At 69.1% G+C, this 17,429-nt stretch carries 13 protein-coding genes; 4 read left to right on the top strand and 9 right to left on the bottom strand.

What is annotated here, in order from left to right; translation table 11 throughout:
* Positions 1–471: 471 nt before the first annotated feature.
* Positions 472–1,518 (top strand): hypothetical protein, encoded by a 1,047-nt coding sequence (locus ABZ911_RS17545; RefSeq protein ID WP_358056305.1) that lies wholly within the window; start codon positions 472–474, stop codon positions 1,516–1,518.
* Positions 1,519–1,566: 48 nt separating this feature from the next.
* Here the strand turns inward: ABZ911_RS17545 and ABZ911_RS17540 are convergent, their stop codons facing one another.
* From ABZ911_RS17540 to ABZ911_RS17530, 3 genes are read right to left on the bottom strand one after another with little or no spacing between them, the layout of a single operon-like run.
* Entirely contained in the window at positions 1,567–2,688 is a 1,122-nt protein-coding gene (locus ABZ911_RS17540) for a hypothetical protein (RefSeq protein WP_358056303.1), read from the bottom strand.
* 5 nt (positions 2,689–2,693) lie between these two features.
* Complete coding sequence (locus ABZ911_RS17535; protein ID WP_358056301.1) at positions 2,694–3,920, bottom strand: glucarate dehydratase family protein; 1,227 nt, start codon at positions 3,918–3,920, stop codon at positions 2,694–2,696.
* A gap of 26 nt (positions 3,921–3,946) precedes the next feature.
* Positions 3,947–4,840: a 5-dehydro-4-deoxyglucarate dehydratase gene (locus tag ABZ911_RS17530; protein WP_358056299.1), complete on the bottom strand. Its 894-nt coding sequence runs from the start codon at positions 4,838–4,840 to the stop codon at positions 3,947–3,949.
* 108 nt (positions 4,841–4,948) lie between these two features.
* On the opposite strand from ABZ911_RS17530, the gene ABZ911_RS17525 reads away from it, so the two are divergent.
* Positions 4,949–5,740 (top strand): NAD(P)-dependent oxidoreductase, encoded by a 792-nt coding sequence (locus tag ABZ911_RS17525; RefSeq protein ID WP_358056297.1) that lies wholly within the window; start codon positions 4,949–4,951, stop codon positions 5,738–5,740.
* 5 nt (positions 5,741–5,745) lie between these two features.
* On the opposite strand, the gene ABZ911_RS17520 is transcribed toward ABZ911_RS17525, so the two are convergent.
* From ABZ911_RS17520 to ABZ911_RS17505, 4 genes are read right to left on the bottom strand one after another with little or no spacing between them, the layout of a single operon-like run.
* On the bottom strand, positions 5,746–6,507 hold the full coding sequence (locus ABZ911_RS17520) for an IclR family transcriptional regulator (protein ID WP_358056295.1): 762 nt from the start codon (positions 6,505–6,507) through the stop codon (positions 5,746–5,748).
* 42 nt (positions 6,508–6,549) lie between these two features.
* Positions 6,550–7,407, bottom strand: a complete 858-nt coding sequence (locus tag ABZ911_RS17515) for a carbohydrate ABC transporter permease (RefSeq protein WP_358056293.1) — start codon at positions 7,405–7,407, stop codon at positions 6,550–6,552.
* The gene (locus ABZ911_RS17510; protein ID WP_358056291.1) at positions 7,407–8,312 is read right to left on the bottom strand and encodes a sugar ABC transporter permease; all 906 of its coding nucleotides are present in this window, start codon (positions 8,310–8,312) and stop codon (positions 7,407–7,409) included. Before ABZ911_RS17510 ends, ABZ911_RS17515 begins: the two co-directional genes overlap by 1 nt.
* Positions 8,309–9,616 carry a sugar ABC transporter substrate-binding protein gene (locus tag ABZ911_RS17505; RefSeq protein ID WP_358056289.1) on the bottom strand — a complete coding sequence of 436 codons (1,308 nt, stop codon included), beginning with the start codon at positions 9,614–9,616 and terminating at the stop codon, positions 8,309–8,311. The genes ABZ911_RS17510 and ABZ911_RS17505 overlap by 4 nt, the downstream gene beginning before the upstream one ends.
* 390 nt (positions 9,617–10,006) lie before the next feature.
* On the opposite strand from ABZ911_RS17505, the gene ABZ911_RS17500 reads away from it, so the two are divergent.
* Both ABZ911_RS17500 and ABZ911_RS17495 read left to right on the top strand, forming a co-directional pair.
* The gene (locus tag ABZ911_RS17500) at positions 10,007–11,959 is read left to right on the top strand and encodes a glycosyl hydrolase family 8 (RefSeq protein WP_358056287.1); all 1,953 of its coding nucleotides are present in this window, start codon (positions 10,007–10,009) and stop codon (positions 11,957–11,959) included.
* 79 nt (positions 11,960–12,038) lie between these two features.
* Positions 12,039–15,416: a discoidin domain-containing protein gene (locus tag ABZ911_RS17495; protein ID WP_358056285.1), complete on the top strand. Its 3,378-nt coding sequence runs from the start codon at positions 12,039–12,041 to the stop codon at positions 15,414–15,416.
* On the opposite strand, the gene mctP is transcribed toward ABZ911_RS17495, so the two are convergent.
* Together mctP and ABZ911_RS17485 are read right to left on the bottom strand one after the other, a co-directional pair.
* On the bottom strand, positions 15,406–17,118 hold the full coding sequence (mctP, locus tag ABZ911_RS17490) for a monocarboxylate uptake permease MctP (RefSeq protein ID WP_358056283.1): 1,713 nt from the start codon (positions 17,116–17,118) through the stop codon (positions 15,406–15,408). The genes ABZ911_RS17495 and mctP overlap by 11 nt on opposite strands.
* Positions 17,115–17,369 carry a DUF3311 domain-containing protein gene (locus ABZ911_RS17485; RefSeq protein ID WP_358056281.1) on the bottom strand — a complete coding sequence of 85 codons (255 nt, stop codon included), beginning with the start codon at positions 17,367–17,369 and terminating at the stop codon, positions 17,115–17,117. Before ABZ911_RS17485 ends, mctP begins: the two co-directional genes overlap by 4 nt.
* Positions 17,370–17,429: the final 60 nt, after the last annotated feature.

Genomic DNA, 17,429 nt, shown 5'->3' with positions numbered 1-17,429 from the left:
ATGGCCGTACAAGGAATCAGTTGATCGATTGCAGAACTGCTCGCGTGGCCGTGAACGGTGAGTCGGTGGTGAGTACACCGCTCTGGAGCCGGATCAGCGTGGCGGATCCGGCGTCATCCGCCTCCGCTCGGCGGGCCCGCGGCAACCTTCGGGAAGCCTGGCCGCGACTGGGGCCGCTCAGCCCCAGCCGGTGTCATCGGGGGCGACCGGTACCGCGTCTCCTTCGATGTGGTTGACCAGGGACTGCGGGGAAGCCGGTGCGGCGGCACCGGCCGCCATTAGCGCAACGGCACACAAGCCCGTCAGTACACAAACAATGAGACGCACTTACGCCGACCCTTTCTCCCGCGGATTACCTTGCGATCGTTCGGCGGGCCGAGGACTACATTGACATCCCCCACGACCAACCACAACATTGCCTGGTGACATAAACTTGCCTGGCAACAAGTGGACATCAGGGAAGGAGAATCCATGGAAGAGGTGGAGCCGATACTTCCCGAGCTGGACGAAGTTAGCTCACTGGCCTACGCCTGTGCCTTGACATACGACGTCTTCTGTGATGAGGACATCGCCCGCGAGCTGGGGTTGGATATTGCGCAGATATCTCGAATCCGCGACACGCTGGTGCGGTTAAGGCTCCTGACCTCGACCGGCGAGGGGCAGCCGCTCGTCCCCATCGATCCGCAGGTCGCAGAGGCCCAGATCAGCATGCCGATAGAGCGTGAGATCCTCCGGAACCAAATGATTATTTCCCGGGCCCGAGAGCAACTCAGTGCCCTGACGCCGATTTACCACAATCACACTCGGTCGCAGACGCCGGGACAGACTGTGACGGAAATCGACACGGCCCGCGACGTGGACCGGGAACTGGAGGCGGCGGTCCGCCGGTGTGGCAACGAGATACTCACCATGCAGCCAGGCGGCGGCCGGCCGTCAGAGATCCTCAAACATGTGTTCACCCGTGACCTCAACGCCCTGAAACGGGGCGTGAGTATGAAGGTGCTCTACCAGAACACGGCTCGCTCGAATCTAGCCACCCGAAAGTATGTATGCGAGATAAGCCAGGCGGGTGCCGAGTTCCGGACCGTGGCGGAGATATTCGACCGCCTTATAATCATCGATCGGAAAACCGCTTTCGTGCCAAAGGAGTCGGAGCAGGGAAGGCCTTCGGGGGCCGCCGTCGTCACGGACCCTACCGTGGTGGGGTTCATGTACCGCCTCTTCGACAGCCTGTGGACCTCGGCCCAGCCGTTCGACATGGAGCGCACGAACTACGAGGACGTCCTGGAGGACTTCCAGACGACGACTCTCTGGCTGATGAGCCTGGGTATTAAGGACGAGGCCGTCGCCAGGCGGCTGGGCATGTCGACGAGGACCTGCCGGCGCCACATCTCGGCGATCATGGACATCCTCGGGGCGACGAGCCGCTTCCAGGCCGGCGTCAGGGCGAGCCAGTACGGATTGATCCCCAAAGAACATATGGAGAACGACGCCTCGGCCGCGCGTCTCGACCCGTAAATGCGCACCCCGGTTCAGGCGTTCTCGTATGCGGGTCGGCGCTCGTATTCAGCAGGGCCCAATTGGCGGAGCCGCATCGCCTTTCGGGCGAGCTCCCACCGCCGCGGCGAGAGCGTCGAGACGAGACCGGGAGGCCAGGCCGCCGTGGTAGAGGTGGAACTCCTCCGCGCCCGCCTCGGCGTAGCGGGCCAGGTGGTCCTTGAGGGCGGCGGGTGAGCGGGGCGGCAGCGCGAGCACGTAGGCGCCGACGCGGACGCCGTCTCCGGCGAGGGCGCGCAGACGGCGGAGACCTGCGGTGTCCGCGTCCGGGTCGCCCCAGCAGTTGGCGACCAGCACCTCCGCCCGGACCCCGTGGACATGAGGGGTGAACGCACCGGCCGCCCACGGGTGCGCGGTGGCGTGGACGGTGACCGGAAGCCCCCGGACCTCGGCGACGACCGCGCGCTGCAGGTCGGCGGTCAGCGCGGTCCGGCGATCCCGTACGGCGGGCGCCAGGTCACCGAGAGCGGCTTCGACAGAGGCCGGGGACCCGTCGATCCCGGCCCGTACCCGCTCCCCCAGCCCATCGGGGCAGGTCTTCGCGCAGGCCGTACAGAAGCACAGGGAGAGCAGGTCGGCCTGGACCGGCGACCAGTCGGCGCCGTCGGTCTTCTCGTGCGGGCCGCCGTGCCGGAAGCCCAGCGGGCCGCAGGCTTCGAGGATGACCGCGTCCGGCTCCCCCAGCAGGACGATCTCCCGCGCCAGCGTCCGGCAGTACTCGACGACGTCCGGCTGGGCGGGGCAGAGCGCGTAAGGGTAGAGGTCGCCGAAGGCGTTGCGGACGACCAGGTCGGGATGGGCCGAACCGAGGTGCGAATTGTGGGTGAAAACGGTCCAGGCGTGTACGGCCAGGCCCACGGCCTTCAGGGCGTCCCTGGCCTGGACGAAGGCGTCGGCGGCGGTCCAACTGGGCGTGGCGGGGGCCAGGCGCCCCCAAGCCGTGGGACGGACCGGGACATAGCAGGCGGCGTGCGCGTTGACCAGGCGGTGGCCGGGGTGGAACGGGGTGGCGGCGCGGACGGAGTGGTAGGACGCGGCCAGGGCGACCGCGTCGACCCCCAGACCGGCGAACCGCTCCGGAGCCGCCGGGTCTCCGACGATGTCCCACGGGTAGGCGTAGACGACGTTCATCCGGGTCACCACCTCGGCCGGGCGGGGCTGAACTCGGGGTGGAAGCGCCGCATGTAGCCGGTGTCGTCCCTGGCGGTGATCCCGCACTTCAGGTACTGCTCGTGCATCACGGCCAAGGCGTCGCGATCCAGTTCGACCCCGAGTCCGGCCCCGGCCGGCACCGGCACCGAGCCGTCGACGAACCGCAGCGCGCCGGGGGCGACCACGTCCTGGCCGTCCTGCCAGGGGGTGTGGGTGTCGCAGGAGTGGGCGAGGTTGGGGATGGCCGCCGCCAGATGGGTCATCGCCGCCAGGCTGATCCCCAGATGCGAGTTGGAGTGCATCGACAGCTGCAGCCCGAACGTCTCGCACAGCCGCGCCAGTTGGAGCGACCGGACCAGCCCGCCCCAGTAGTGGTGGTCCGACAGCAGGACCCCGATGGCGCCCGCCCGGATGGCCGGCGGCAGGTGGTCGAACGTCACCACGCACATGTTGGTCGCCAGCGGCATCGGCACCCGCGCGGCGACCCGCGCCATCGACTCGATCCCGGCGACCGGGTCCTCCAGGTAGTCCACCACCCCGGCCAGCTCCCCGCCCACGGCGACGGCCGTCTCCACGGACCAGGCCGCGTTGGGGTCGAGCCGCAGCGGATGCCCGGGGAACGCCTCGCGCAGGGCGTGGACCGCCTCGACCTCCTGCTCCGGCGGGAGGACCCCGCCCTTGAGCTTGATCGAGCGGAAGCCGTACTCCTCGACGAGCGTCCGCGCCTGAGCGACCAGCCCCGCCGGGTCGAGCGCGGCCCCGAACCGGTCGTCCGGCCGGCCCGGATGTCCCGCCCACTTGTAGAAGAGGTAGGCGCTGTACGGCACGGCGTCCCGCACCGCGCCGCCGAGCAGGTCCACGACCGGCCGCCCCAGAGCCTTCCCCCGGATGTCCAGGCAGGCGACCTCGAAGGGGGAGAACACCCGGTCGACGCTCTTCTCGCGGGTGGAGGCCCCGGTCAGCCCGTGCAGGTCGGTGACGGACTCCCCGACCAGCGCGGCGACCCGGGCGTAGAGGGCGTTGGTCTGGTGCACGTCGAGGCCGGCCAGCTCCGTGGCGGCCTGCCGTACCTTCTCCAGGTGGTTCAGGTCGCCGTAGGTCTCGCCCAGTCCGCTGACCCCCTCGTCGGTGTGGACCTCCACGATCGTGCGCAGCGCCCAGGGCTCGTGCACCCCGGCCGCATTCAGCAGCGGCATGTCACGAAATGCCACAGGGGTTACTGTGATGTCGCGAATTTTCATGACACCAGTTTCAGGCCGTGGGTGATCAACCGCTCCAGTTCGGCCACGTGCTCCGGTGCCGCGTCCACCAGCGGCGGCCGTACCCCGCCGGGGTCCAGCCCGCGTAGCCGTACCCCCGCCTTCACCAGCGCGACCGCGTATCCCGCGCGCAGGTCCCGCAGCTCCACCAGCGGGCCGTAGAACTCCGCCAGCAACCGCCGGAGGAGTGGCTCGTCCCCGCCGGTGACGGCCTTGTGGAAGGCCAGCGCGATCTCCGGGGCGAAGCAGAACACCGCGCTCGAGTACAGCGCCACCCCGAGCCCCCGATAGGCGGGCACGGTCATCTCCGCGGTCGGCAGCCCGTTGAAGAAGGTGAATCCGGGCTCGTCCACCGCCAGCACGATCCGCTGGAGCAGGTCGAGGTCGCCCAGCCCGTCCTTGAACCCGACCACGTTCGCGATCTCGGCCAGCTCCACCACGGCCCGCGGGGTGAACCGGGCGTTGCCCCGCTGGTAGACGATCACCGGCAGGTCGGTGGCCGCCGCCACCGCGCGCACGTACCGGACCAGCCCCTCCGGCGGTGCGCTGACGAGGTACGGCGGCAGCAGCAGGATCCCGTCGGCGCCCGCCTCGGCCGCGTTGCGGGCGCAGGCCATCGCGAACGGCAGCGCGCCACCGGCCCCGGCGGCCACCGGCACCTGCCCCTGGGTGGCCTCGACGGCGGTCCGCACGACCCGGGCGTGCTCCTCCAGACTCAGCGCGTGGAACTCGCCGGTGCCGCACGCGGCGAACACCCCGCCCGCCCCGGCCGCGACCCCGCGGGTCACATGATCGGCCAGCACCCGGTCCGCCAGCCCGCCTTCGGGATCGAAGGGGGTGACGGGAAAGAACAGAACACCTTCCAACCGCATGCTCAACCTCATTCACATATGTGGACAGCAATCAGTATTGTGAACCTCATACGCAACTGTAAAAATCACCCCAGGCCATGTCAATCCCGCCAGCAGTGGAGGACATCCATGCGCATTCTCATGACCGGTGCCGCGGGCCAGGTCGGCACACTGCTCCGCCCCCGGCTGGCGCGTCCCGGCCGGCTGCTCCGCCTGTCGGACCTCGCCCCGGTCTCCCCCGGCCCCGGCGAGGAGTCGGTCTCCGCCGACCTGGCCGACCCCGCCGCGATGGCCACCGCGATGAAGGGGGTCGACGCCGTGATCCATCTCGGCGGCCAGAGCCGTGAGCACCCGTGGGCCGACATCGTCCGGGCCAATCTCGACGGCACCCAGGTGCTGCTCCAGGCCGCCCTGGCCGAGGGCGTGCGCCAAGTCGTGCTGGTCGGCAGCCACCACGCGGCCGGGTTCCACTCCCGGCCCGCCTCCGGCGACCTGCCCGCCACCGCCTTCCCCCGCCCGGACACCCTGTACGGCGTGAGCAAGGTCGCGATGGAGGCACTCGGCAGCCTCTACCACGACCGGTTCGGCATGAACGTGGTGACGGTGCGACTCGGCACCTGCAACCCGGGTTCCGTCGACACCAGGGGCCTGGCCACCTGGATCTCCCCGGACGACTGCGCCCGCCTGCTGGAGGCCGCGCTCACCGCGACCGGCCACCACGTCGTGTGGGGCGTCTCGGCCAACACCCGCCGCTGGTGGTCCCTGGAGGAGGGCCGCGCCATCGGCTACGAGCCGCAGGACGACTCCGAGGCGCACGCCGGCCCCCTGATCGCCGAGTACGGCGAGCCGGATCCCGCCGACCCGGTGCACCGGCGGGTCGGCGGCATGTTCTGCCTGCGCCCGCTGGGCGAGGCCTGGTAGCCGGGCTAGCGGACTCCCTCGCGCCGCAGGGTCGCGCCGAGGCCGCGGGTGTGCTCGACCACGGCCTCGGTGATCCGGTCCGCCTGCTCGGCGAAGAGCGCGGCGGGCATGGAGCAGCTGATCGCGTCGGTGGCCGGGATGCGGTAGTCCACGGCCACCGCCACGCAGGCGACTCCGGGCGTGCCCTGCTCTCGCTCGGCGGCCCAGCCTCGGGCGCGGACCCGGCCCAGCTCGGCCAGGAGGGCGTCCCGATCGGTGATCGTGTTCGGGGTGAGCGCGGACAGGCTGCCCGGCAGCAGCGCGGCGGCCTCGTCGTCGGTGAGCTGCGCCAGCAGCGCCTGGCCGAGCGCGGTGGCGTGGGCGGGCAGCCGCCGGCCGACCCGGGAGATGATCCGGTGCCCGGCGCGCGACTCCCGGCTGGCCAGATACAGCACGTGGGCGCCGTCGCGGCGGGCGAAGTGCACCGTGTAGCCGACCTCGGCGCGCAGGTCCTCCAGCGTCTCCTGGGCGAACTGCAGCGCCGGGTCCTTGTCCAGGTAGGCGGTGCCGGTGAGCAGGGCGTGCGGGCCGATGCCGAACGCGGAGCGGGCCGCGTCGGCCTCGATCCACTTCAGCTCGGCCAGTGTCCGCAACAGCGCGTGCAGGCTGCTGCGGGGGTAGCCGGTGGCCTGCTGGAGCTCGGACAGGGTGAGCCGGTCCGGCGAGGCGGCCAGCGTCTCCAGGATGCGGACGGTGCGCTCGGCGGACTTGACCAGCGAGGGTTCCATGGGATGTCAGCTTACTGGCAGTCGTCCACATACATGAATTCGTCATCCCTTGACGGCGCCGCTGGTGAGCCCGCGCATGAACTGCCGCTGGAAGGCGAGGAACGCGATGATCGACGGCAGCAGCGCCAGCAGTGTGGCCGCCAGCAGCACGCCGATGCCCACCTCGTCGTCCGACCGGAGCGAGCGCAGCGCGATCGGCAGCGTCCACTGGCCCGGCTCGGTGGCGACGATCAGCGGGAGCAGGTACTGGTCCCAGATCATGGTGAAGCCGAACACGCCGATCACGCCGAGCGCCGGACGGCACAGCGGCAGGATGATCGTGAAGAACGTCCGCAGCTCACCCGCGCCGTCGATCCTGGCCGCCTCCTCCAGTTCGACCGGCACCTCCCGCATGAACTCGGTCATCACCAGGATCGAGAAGCCCCAGGCGCCGACCGGCAGGATCATGCCCGCGTAGGTGCCCAGCAGGTTGGCGCCCAGCACCGGCAACTCGCCCAGCACCACCGACAGCGGGATCGCGATGACCTCCTCCGGGATCATCATCGTGACCAGCATCAGCAGCAGCACGAAGGTCATCCCGCGGAACTTCTTGCGGGCCAGCGCGTAGGCGGCGAACACGCTCACGATCATCTGGAGCAGCAGCCCGAACCCGACCACGACGAAGGAGTTGAGCAGGTACAGGTAGACCTTGCGCTCGCCCGCCTTGGCGAAGTTGTCCAGGGTGAGGCTGTCGGGCAGGGAGAAGCTGGTCGGATCGGGGATCGTGTCGAACGCGCTGACCAGCAGGCCCACCAGCGGGCCGGTGAAGACGATCACGATCCCGGCGTACAGGACGGTCTTGAGCAGGACCGCGACCGGCCCGCGGCGCGCCTCCAGGCCGAGGGTGCTGTCGAACCTCATCACACCCGCCTCCTGCGCAGCACCTGAACCAGGACCGTCAGCGCCAGCGTGGCCAGGAACAGCACGACCGACCCGGCCGCCGCCACGCCCAGCTCGTTGTTCTGCAGGCCCTCCTTGTAGATCAGGGTCATCAGCACCTCGGAGGAGCCGTTCGGCCCGCCGTTCGTCATGACGTACACCTCGACGAAGATGCGCAGGCCGCGGATCGCGGCCAGGGTGGTCAGGATCCAGAACACCGGCCGCAGCGCGGGCAGCGTCACGTTCCAGAACCGCTGCCGGACGGTCGCGCCGTCCACCGCCGCCGCCTCGTAGAGCGTGCGGTCCACCCCGACCAGCCCGGCCAGGAGAATCATCATGTCGTACGGCGCGCCGCGCCAGATCATCATCCCCATGACCGACCAGAGCGAGGAGTCCTCGCTGGCCAGAAAGGGCAGCGGCCCGCCGCCGAGCCATCCGGCGATGGTGTTGAGCAGGCCGTCGGGCCCCGGGTGGTACATGATCCGCCAGACCTCGGCGACCCCGGCGATCGTGGTCACCACGGGGAGGAAGGCCGCGGTCCTGACGAACCACAGGTAGCGGGCCGGGCCCTCGACGACCAGCGCGAGCAGCAGCCCCAGCAGCATCGACCCGACGGTGGTGCCGACGGCCAGCAGCACGCTGTGCCAGATGGCCGAGGTGAAGGCGTTGTCGGTCAGGATCGTCCGGTAGTTGTCCGCGCCCACCCAGCGGTCGCCGAGGAAGGGCCGGACCTCGTAGAAGCTCATCCGCAGACCCTCGAAGATCGGGATGAACTTGAAGAGCAGGAACAGCAGCAGCGCGGGAGCGAGGAAGAGCCAGGCGACCGGTGTCCCGCGCCTACGGGCCGTGCCTGGCCGAGGACGCGGGGGACGGAGCGTGACGGTCATGATGCTTTCTGGGCGGTCAGTTCCTGGGTGAACGCGGTCGCCAGGCTGTCCAGCGAGGTCTTCACGTCGGTGCCGCAGTCGGCCCACGCCGCGTTGATCGCGTCGGCGGCCTTCTGCCGGAACGGCGTCCAGTCGGGCACCGGCGGGCTGTACACGGCCGTGGCGTAGGCGTCGGCGAACACCTTCCAGCGCGGGTCCTTGCGCTCGGCGCCGAGGTCCACCTCCTTGTTGATCGGAAGGCGGACGACCGGGCCCTCGTTGTCGCCGTTCATGCCGAGCCGCTGCGCCGCCGCCGAGATCGCGAACTCGGCGAACTTCCACTGCTCGGCCTCCTTGGCGGAGCCGGCCATCAGGTAGACGTTCTCCCCCTCGCCGAGCGTGCCGGGGCCGCCGGACGGCCCCTTGGGCACCGGGACGACCTCGATCTTGTCGGCACCGACGTTCTTCGCGAACCGGGCCAGCACGTAGGGGCCGACCAGGTAGATGCCGGCCTGACCCTTCTCGAACACGGTGTGGGTGACCGTGGTGTCGTTGCTGACCGCGCCCGGGTTGACGGTCTTGGCGGTGCAGAACTGGTCCTGCAGCCACCTGACGGCCTCGACGGTCCTGGGGTCGTTGACCGCCGGGGTGAACGTGCCGCCACCGCCGGTCGCGAGGAAGTCGCCGCCGTTGGCGTAGATCAGCGAGGAGGCGTACCAGGAGGCGTAGCCGCGCTTGGTGCCCGCGGGGATGGCGAACCCGGCGGTGTCGGCGGCGCCGTTGCCGTCGGGGTCCTTGTCGGTGAACGCCTTGGCCAGCGCGGCCAGCTCGGTCCAGTCCCGCGGCGCCTGCAGCCCGACCTTCTCCCGCCAGTCCTTGCGGACGATCAGGGCGAACGACTGGGCGGAGAACGGCACCGCGTAGTACTTGCCGTCACCCGCCTGGGCCGCCTTCCAGGCCAGGTCGGCGACCTTGTCCTGACCGGCCAGCTCGGCCCGGTCGACCTCCCGCAGCCAGCCCTGGTGGCGCATGTTCCCCAGCCGGGCGGTGTCGTTGATGATGATGTCCGGCAGGTCCTTGGCCGCGGCCTGCTGCTGGAGTTTGGTCTCGAAGTCGTCGAAGAGCGCGACGAACTTCACCTTCACGCCCGTGGCCTTCTCGAACTCCGCGATCAACCGCTGCGAGGTCTTGTGCGAGGCGGAGTCGGGCACCTGCCTCATCCAGATCTCCAGGGCGTCGTCGGAGCCCGATCCCGATCCGCAGGCTGTCGCCGTTACGGCCAGTGCCGCGGCGACCGCCATCCCCAGCAGTTGGCGTAACAACATACCGCCTCCCGTTCACATACTTGGATTCATGTCGCGAGTATGGAGCTAGTTCAGCGGAACGTATCTTGTGAGCCAAGTCATAGTCAACAATCCTTACCAACTACGCTCGTGCGCTTCTGCGAACCCTTTCTGAAATGACGCACTCACCGAAAGTTAGGTCTTGCCGCGAGCCCGAATGCGCGCCTACGCTCGCGAAAGATTAGTTAGGAACACTTCCTAACTAACGATCGGTCAGGAGCCCGGGTGGAGAGCCGCCCCACCGGCCCTGTCTCGCACCGTGCACACCGTCGTGCTGCCCCGGCGATGCCCTCGCCTTCGAACCCTCCCTGTCGGTCGGCCGCCGAATACCGAGCCGCCGACGATCGGGCCCAAGCAGGATCGGAGTTGTTCATGAAACGACGAACGGCAGTGAGGATCGCCTCGATCCTGACCGCCTTAGCCCTTCCCCTGACCGCCACCTCGGGTGCGCTCGCGGTCGCGACCTCCCAGACCAGCGCCACCGCCGAGACCTTGCTGTCGCAGGAGCGTCCGGCCACCGCGTCCTCGCTGGAGGGCACGGGCTTCGAGGCGGGCCTGGCAGTGGACGGCGACACCACCACCACACGGTGGGCCAGTGCCGAAGGCGTGGACCCGCAGTGGATCCAGGTGGACCTGGGCTCCTCCCAGGCCATCTCCCGGGTGAAGCTGACCTGGGAGGCCGCCTACGCCAAAACCTACAAGATCCAGACCTCCCCCAACGGCACCACCTGGAGCGACGTCTACTCCACCAGCACCGGCAACGGGGCCACCGACGACCTGACCGTCACCGGAACCGGCCGCTACATCCGCATGCACGGCACCGCCCGCGGCACCACCTACGGCTACTCCCTCTACGAGATGCAGGTCTACGGCCCCGGCGGCGGCGAAGACGACACCACACCCCCAAGCACACCCACCAACCTGACCGCCACCGGCACCACCTCCACGACCGCCTCGCTGTCCTGGTCCCCCTCAACCGACAACGTGGCCGTCACCGGCTATGTCGTCTACCGCGCCGGAACCCAGACCGGCACCACCACCGGCACGACCTACACCGACACCGGACTGACCCCCTCCACCGCCTACGCCTACACCGTCAAGGCCCAAGACGCCGCAGGCAACCTCTCACCCGCCTCCACCCCCGCCACCGCCACCACCCAACCCGGCAGCGGCGGCGTCGCCGTACCGTTCGGCAGCCACCTGATCCCCTACGCGGCCGGGATGCTGCGGCCCTCGGGCAACCAGGGCACGCTGGACCAGAAGGTGATCGACTACTACCGGCAGTGGAAGTCCGCCTTCATCCGGCAGAACTGCGGCAACGGCTGGTACCAGGTCATCTCCCCGGACGCCGACCACCCGTACGTCGCCGAGGCGCAGGGCTACGGCATGGTGATCGTCGCGACGATGGCGGGTGCCGACCCCGACGCGAAGAAGATCTTTGACGGCCTGGTCAAATGGAAGCTCGACCACCCGTCGGTGATCAACCCCGATCTGCTGGCCGCCGAACAGGACGTCAACTGCCAGAGCGTGAACGGCGGCGACGGCGCCACCGACGGTGACATGGACGTCGCCTACGGCCTGCTGCTGGCCGACCGGCAGTGGGGCAGCTCCGGCACCCACAACTACCGGCAGCTCGCGATCCGGCACATCAACGCGATCAAGAAGGACGAGATCAACCCGTCCACGAACCTGCTGAAGCTGGGCGACTGGACCAGCTCAGGCGACCAGTACTACTACATCTCGCGGACCTCCGACTGGATGGCCGACCACTTCCGGGCCTTCAGGAAGGCCACCGGTGACAGCGCGTGGGACACCATCCGCGCCAAGCACCAGAGCGTGATCGGCTCGCTGCAGTCGACCTACGCCGCCGGCACCGGCCTGCTGCCCGACTTCGTGGTGAACACCAACAGCACGCCGAAGCCCGCCTCCGGCAAGGTGCTGGAGAGCTCCAACGACGGCGCCTACTGGTGGAACGCCTGCCGTACCCCCTGGCGGATCGGTGCCGACGCGGTGACCAGTGGGGACGCGCAGTCGCTGGCGGCGGCTCGCAAGCTGAACGGCTGGATCAAGGGCAAGACCGGCGGCGACCCGAACAAGATCGCCATCGGCTACAAGCTCAACGGCACGCAGATCTCCGGCGGCAGCGAGGCCGCCTACTTCGCACCGTTCGCGGTCGCGGCGATGACCGACTCCGGCAGCCAGGCCTGGCTGGACGCGCTGTGGAACAAGATGCTGGCCACCCCGATCGAAACCGGCAGCTACTTCTCGGCGAGCATCCAGCTCCAGGTCATGATCACCGTGACGGGCAACCACTGGGTTCCGTAGAAGTCCCTCTCCGAGCCCCGTCCATCGGGCGGGGCTCCAACCCCCCGCAGCTGACGCTCACCCCCCAGGAGCATGCTGAATGTCATCCATATCCGAACGCCGCGGCCGGACCCGTCCCGCGGCGGTCGCCGTCGCCACGCTTCTCGCCCTGGCCGTCCCGCCCCTGGTGACCGGGCTGACGAGCACCCCGGCGTCCGCCGCCGACATTCCCGACCTGACCGCCGCCAACCGGCGGGCCCCCATCGCCGGGCTGCCCGACTGGAGCAAAGCCGGATACCGGGGCGGAGCCGCCCTGCCCGGCCCCGGCGAGCTGTCCGGCGACGCCGCCTGCCACATCACCGCCACCGAACTGGCCTCCCAGTACGGCGTGCGCGCCGACGGCAGCGACGCCACCGGCGGCATCCAGGCGGCCGTCGACGCGATCAGAACGACCTGCACACCGTCCGCCGGCTACACCAAGCTGTCGTCCATCACCCTGCCCGAAGGCCGGATCACCATCACCGGGGAACTCGCCCTGGACGCCGACTATCTCCTGCTCAAGGGCGCGGGCATGGGGAAGACCGTGCTGGTCTTCCGCCCGGGCGTCGACACCCGCTACGACACGCTGACCGAGGACGGCAGCGACTGGGACGAAGACGGCATGACGCACGGCGCGGGCAAGGGCGGCTGGATGTGGCCCGGTCGCGGCCTGCTCCGAGTCCAGACCCGGGCGGTGTCGCCCAAGTACGCGACCGACCACGCCTCCGCTCCCGCCAACCGCAAGGACCTCTTCACCGGGAGCATCAACCAGCACTGGGCCAGCGGGATACCGCTGCGCGAGGGCTCGGCGGCCGGGACCACGCTCGTCAAACTCGCCGCCAACGCGAACATGGCGCTCTTCAAGGCCGGCGGGTATCTCTGGGTGGGCGCCGCCAACAGCGTCAAGTTCTACCAGCAGCAGACCGTGACGAACACGGCCCAGTACATGAACCTGCACATGCGCCAGCAGATCTTCCAGATCGCGTCGGTGGACGCGGCCGGCCGGAACCTCACCCTGGACAAGCCGCTGGAATACGATCTGCCGGTCAACTCCACCTCCGACGGCTCGGCCGCGATCGCCGGGACGGTGTATCCGAGCCGGGTCACCCCGCTCAAGATCGTCCAGGGGGTGGGCATCGAGGATCTCACCCTCACCCAGGACATGGCGGGGATGCCCAAGCTCGGCGGCGGCACCTACGCCCTCGACCCCGCCGACGCGAGGTTCAACTACGGGAACATGGCGCCCGAGTACTCCCAGCACGGCATCGTGCTGAAGTGGGCGGCCAACTCCTGGATCAGGCGGGTGGGCACCGAGATGACCGGGTCCCACGCCGTCGTCACCGAGAGCGCCAAGAACATCCAGGTCCAGGAGTCAGTGTTCAACGGCTCCTGGAACAAGGGCAAGGGCGGCAACGGCTACTTCCGCGGCTCGCGGGTCTGGGATTCGCTCTACGCCTACAACACCAGCAGGAACCTGCGCCACTTCACCTTCCAGTGGTCGGCGTCCGACAACGTGGCGATCGGCAACGACTTCGACTCCGACGTCAACGTGCACGGCGGCTGGGAGCGACGCAACCTGTTCGAGAACAACAAGGTGGTCGTGCCGTTCGAGCACGCCTCGAAGAACTGCCAGGCCAACTGCGGTGAGGAGGGCGGCGGCGGCCCCGACGACTCCACCTGGTGGCCGATCTGGTGGGCGGCCGGGCCGAAGGCCGCCAAGTGGTCGGGATCCAGCGGTCCGCAGAACGTCGTCTACAACAACGTGATGCGCAAGCAGACCACGCAGGGCGGGCCGTACCAGGACTACTATTCCGAGCCGAAGCGCGTGTACCAGTTCGGCAGCGACGCGACCGACCCGTCGAAGTTCCAGCATCTGGCGGTCGGCGGCACCACCATTCCGGACTGGGCGAGCCGGGAGACGGTGGACTACAGCCAGGCGCCGAACGCGGGAGTGAACGCGTCCAGGACAGACGCCTCGGGTTCGCTCTTCCTCAAGAGCGGAGTGCCACCGAACCCGTCGCCTTCTCCCACGGTGTCCCCGACCACTCCCCCGCCGACCGGCGCCGAGACGCTGCTGTCGCAGGGGCGTCCCGCGACCGCGTCCTCGATGGAGGGCACGGGCTTCGAGGCGGGCCTGGCCGTGGACGGCGACACCACCACCACACGGTGGGCCAGCGCCGAAGGCATCGACCCACAGTGGATCCAGGTGGACCTGGGCTCCTCCAAGACCATCTCCCGGGTGAAGCTGACCTGGGAAGCCGCCTACGCCAAAACCTACAAGATCCAGACCTCCCCCGACGGCACCACCTGGAGCGACGTCTACTCCACCAGCACCGGCAACGGCGGAGTCGACGACCTCTCCGTCACCGGCACCGGCCGTTACGTGCGCATGTACGGCACCGCCCGCGCCACCACCTACGGCTACTCCCTCTACGAGATGCAGGTCTACGGCCCCGGCAGCGGCGGACCCGTGGTCGACGTCTCCACCTCGGCGCAGTTGGTGAGCGCCCTGGCGAACGCCCAGCCCGGGCAGACGATCAAGCTGGCGGCCGGCGAGTACCGCGGCGCGTTCGTGACGCAACGTGCGGGAACAGCCGGTTCCCCGATCACCCTGACCGGCCCGGCCAACGCCGTCCTGGTCAACGACGGCCCCACCGGCACCGCCCCGACCTGTCCGACCGCCGGCATCGGCTGGGACTCCGGCTACGGCCTCTGGCTGTACGACGCGCCGTACTGGAAGCTGACCGGCTTCACCGTGAAGGACTCGAAGAAGGGCATCGTGCTGGACAACTCCCACCACGTGACCATCGACGGAGTCAACGTCCACCACATGGAGGACGAGGGCGTGCACTTCCGCAGGTCGTCGGCGGATGGCCTGATCCAGAACTCCAGGATCACGGACGTCGGCCTGGTACAGCCCGGGTACGGCGAAGGCGTCTACATCGGCTCGGCGGGCTCCAACTGGTCATGCCACGGCAACTCCGGCGGGGCCGACCGATCCGACCGGGTGAAGGTGCTCAACAACCAGATCGGCCCGGGCGTCACCGCCGAGCACATCGACGTGAAGGAGGGCACGTCCGACGGGGTTATCCGGGGCAACACCTTCGACGGCAGAGGGATCAGCGGCCAGAACTCCGCCGACTCCTGGATCGACGTCAAGGGCATCGACTACCTGATCGAGGGCAACACCGGAACCTTCGCCTCCCCCGGCACCTTCACCAACGGCCACGAGACACACAATCCCTCCAGCACACCGTCCTTCCAGAACGGCTGCGGGAACGTGTGGCGCGACAACACCTCCAACCTCGGTGGCGTCGGCCAGTACGCCATCAAGATCACGTCCACGTCCAAGTGCTCGGGCAACCCCAATGTCGTCTACTCGTCCAACACGGTCACCAACGCGACCAGCGGCCTGACCAACATCACGGTCACTCCGTAGAGTCCGGTCCGCGCCGCCCGGCCGGGCTCCCGGCCTGCGAGGACTCGGAGGTGTGGGGCGAATCATCGGCCAGGAGCGCAGGCGGCTGACCGTTCTGGATGTCGGCGTGGTAGTCGTCGGGCGAGGTCTCGTCGCGGGCGGGTCGTGACCGCCCGCGCAGCACCAGGGTGACGGCCACGCTGACCGCCGTGTTCAGCACGCACGCGGTCAGTGCGAGATAGCCCAGGCGGCCGTCGCCCAGGAACGGGATCTCCGCGAGCGAGCCGCCGAAGTGCTTGCCCGTCCCGGGGTTGACGATGCTGTAGGCGGTGAGGGTGCCGTAGGCCATGCCAACTGTCCAGCCGATGAGCAGCGCGGCGGGGTGGAACCAGCGCGTGTAGAGGCCGGCCACGATCGCCGGAAAGGTCTGCAGGATCCAGATCCCGCCGAGAAGCTGGAAGTCCAGCGCGAACTTCCGGTCCAGGAACAGTACGAAGGCGAGCGCGCCGAACTTGACGAAGAAGGAGGCGGTCTTGGACACGCGCAGTTCCTGGCGGGGAGTGGCGTCCGGGTTGACGAACTCGCGGTAGATGTTGCGGCTGACCAGGTTGGCGGCGGCGATGGACATGATCGCGGCGGGCACCAGGGCACTGATCACGATGGTGGCCATCGCGACGCCGGCGAACCAGCTCGGGAACAGGTCCACGAAGAGCTGAGGGACCACGAGCTGCGGGTTGGGCTTGCCGTCCATGCCGACCGGCCGTGTACCGGCCGCGATCGCGAAGAAGCCCAGCAGCGCGAACAGCCCGAGTACCAGCGTGAAGGCGGGCAGCAGGATCGCGTTGCGGCGGATGACGTCGCGGCTCCTGGTCGCGAGCACGGTGGTGACCGTGTGCGGGTACACCATGAGCGCCATCGCCGACCCGAGGGCCAGCGTGGCGTACGGCCAGAAGCCGGCCGTACCCGGGACGAAGACCCCGGCCGAGCGTCCCGTGTGAGGGTCGGGTGTCGCCAGCTTCTCCCGGGCCGAGGCGAAGACCGCCTCGAACCCGCCCAGCCGCTCGGGCAGGATCACGAACGCGACCGTCACCACGAACAGCAGCAGAACCCCCTTCAGAACCGCGATGAGCGCCGGCGCCCTCAGCCCGCTGACATAGGTGAAAGCGGCCAGCACGGTGAACGCGGCGGCCAGGGGCAGATCGTTGATCAGGACGTTGGTGCTGCCCAGCCCGATCGCCTCGAACACCGCCTGGATGCCCACCAGCTGCAGCGCGATGTACGGCAGGGTGGCCAGCAGACCGGTCAGTGCCACCGCCAGGGCGAGCCCCCTGCTCTGGTAGCGCCCGCGCACGAAGTCGGCGGGCGTGACATACCCACGCCGATGCGCCACCGACCACAGCCGCGGCATGACCATGAAGATCAGCGGATAGACGAGGATCGTGTACGGCACGGCGAAGAATCCGCTCACCGCCCCGGAGGCGTACATCGCGGCGGGGATCGCGATGAAGGTGTAGGCGGTGTAGATGTTGCCGCCCAGCAGCAGCCACGACGAGGCGGTGCCGAACCCGCGGTCGGCGAGCCCCCACTGGTCCAGCGCGCTCGCGTCGCCCGCGATGTGGCGGCCTCGCCTGCCCTGGACGGAGACGAAACCCATGACGGTCACGACCAGGAAGAAGAACACCAGGACCGTGAGGGCGGTCCCGTCGACGCCGTCCCGGTTCATCGGAGTCCCGCGCCGCGGCCGGGCGTCGTGTGCAGGTAGGCGCACCAGGTGAGCGCGGAGGACACGAACACCCACGCGAACTGGTACCAGTAGAACAGCGGGAAGCCGAACAGCCACGGTTCCGGACGCGCGTAGCTTTCCACCCAGAGCAACGCCGGAAAGGGTAGCCAGAGGGCGGCGAGGCTCAGACCGGCCCACCGGCCGCGGGTTCTGGGCCGGTCGGGTTCGGCGGGTGACTGCGGGGCGGTCACGTTGTCTCCTGAGGTGTCGTCATCACGAAGGGCGCCCTGAACCCCCGCGTTCAGGCTGTG

Source organism: Nonomuraea sp. NPDC046570 (genome assembly GCF_040645915.1).
In the GTDB taxonomy this organism is placed as follows: Bacteria; Actinomycetota; Actinomycetes; order Streptosporangiales; family Streptosporangiaceae; genus Nonomuraea.
This window is presented reverse-complemented; position numbering and strand designations above follow the sequence as displayed.

Excerpts from the sequence above, each read along its gene's own strand:
- ABZ911_RS17525 (WP_358056297.1), top strand. The coding sequence starts at position 4,949 with ATGCGCATTCTCATGACCGGTGCCGCGGGCCAGGTCGGCACACTGCTC.
- mctP (WP_358056283.1), bottom strand. The coding sequence starts at position 17,118 with ATGAACCGGGACGGCGTCGACGGGACCGCCCTCACGGTCCTGGTGTTC.
- ABZ911_RS17515 (WP_358056293.1), bottom strand. The coding sequence starts at position 7,407 with ATGAGGTTCGACAGCACCCTCGGCCTGGAGGCGCGCCGCGGGCCGGTC.
- ABZ911_RS17505 (WP_358056289.1), bottom strand. The coding sequence starts at position 9,616 with ATGTTGTTACGCCAACTGCTGGGGATGGCGGTCGCCGCGGCACTGGCC.
- ABZ911_RS17540 (WP_358056303.1), bottom strand. The coding sequence starts at position 2,688 with ATGAACGTCGTCTACGCCTACCCGTGGGACATCGTCGGAGACCCGGCG.
- ABZ911_RS17500 (WP_358056287.1), top strand. The coding sequence starts at position 10,007 with ATGAAACGACGAACGGCAGTGAGGATCGCCTCGATCCTGACCGCCTTA.
- ABZ911_RS17510 (WP_358056291.1), bottom strand. The coding sequence starts at position 8,312 with ATGACCGTCACGCTCCGTCCCCCGCGTCCTCGGCCAGGCACGGCCCGT.
- ABZ911_RS17545 (WP_358056305.1), top strand. The coding sequence starts at position 472 with ATGGAAGAGGTGGAGCCGATACTTCCCGAGCTGGACGAAGTTAGCTCA.
- ABZ911_RS17520 (WP_358056295.1), bottom strand. The coding sequence starts at position 6,507 with ATGGAACCCTCGCTGGTCAAGTCCGCCGAGCGCACCGTCCGCATCCTG.
- ABZ911_RS17495 (WP_358056285.1), top strand. The coding sequence starts at position 12,039 with ATGTCATCCATATCCGAACGCCGCGGCCGGACCCGTCCCGCGGCGGTC.
- ABZ911_RS17530 (WP_358056299.1), bottom strand. The coding sequence starts at position 4,840 with ATGCGGTTGGAAGGTGTTCTGTTCTTTCCCGTCACCCCCTTCGATCCC.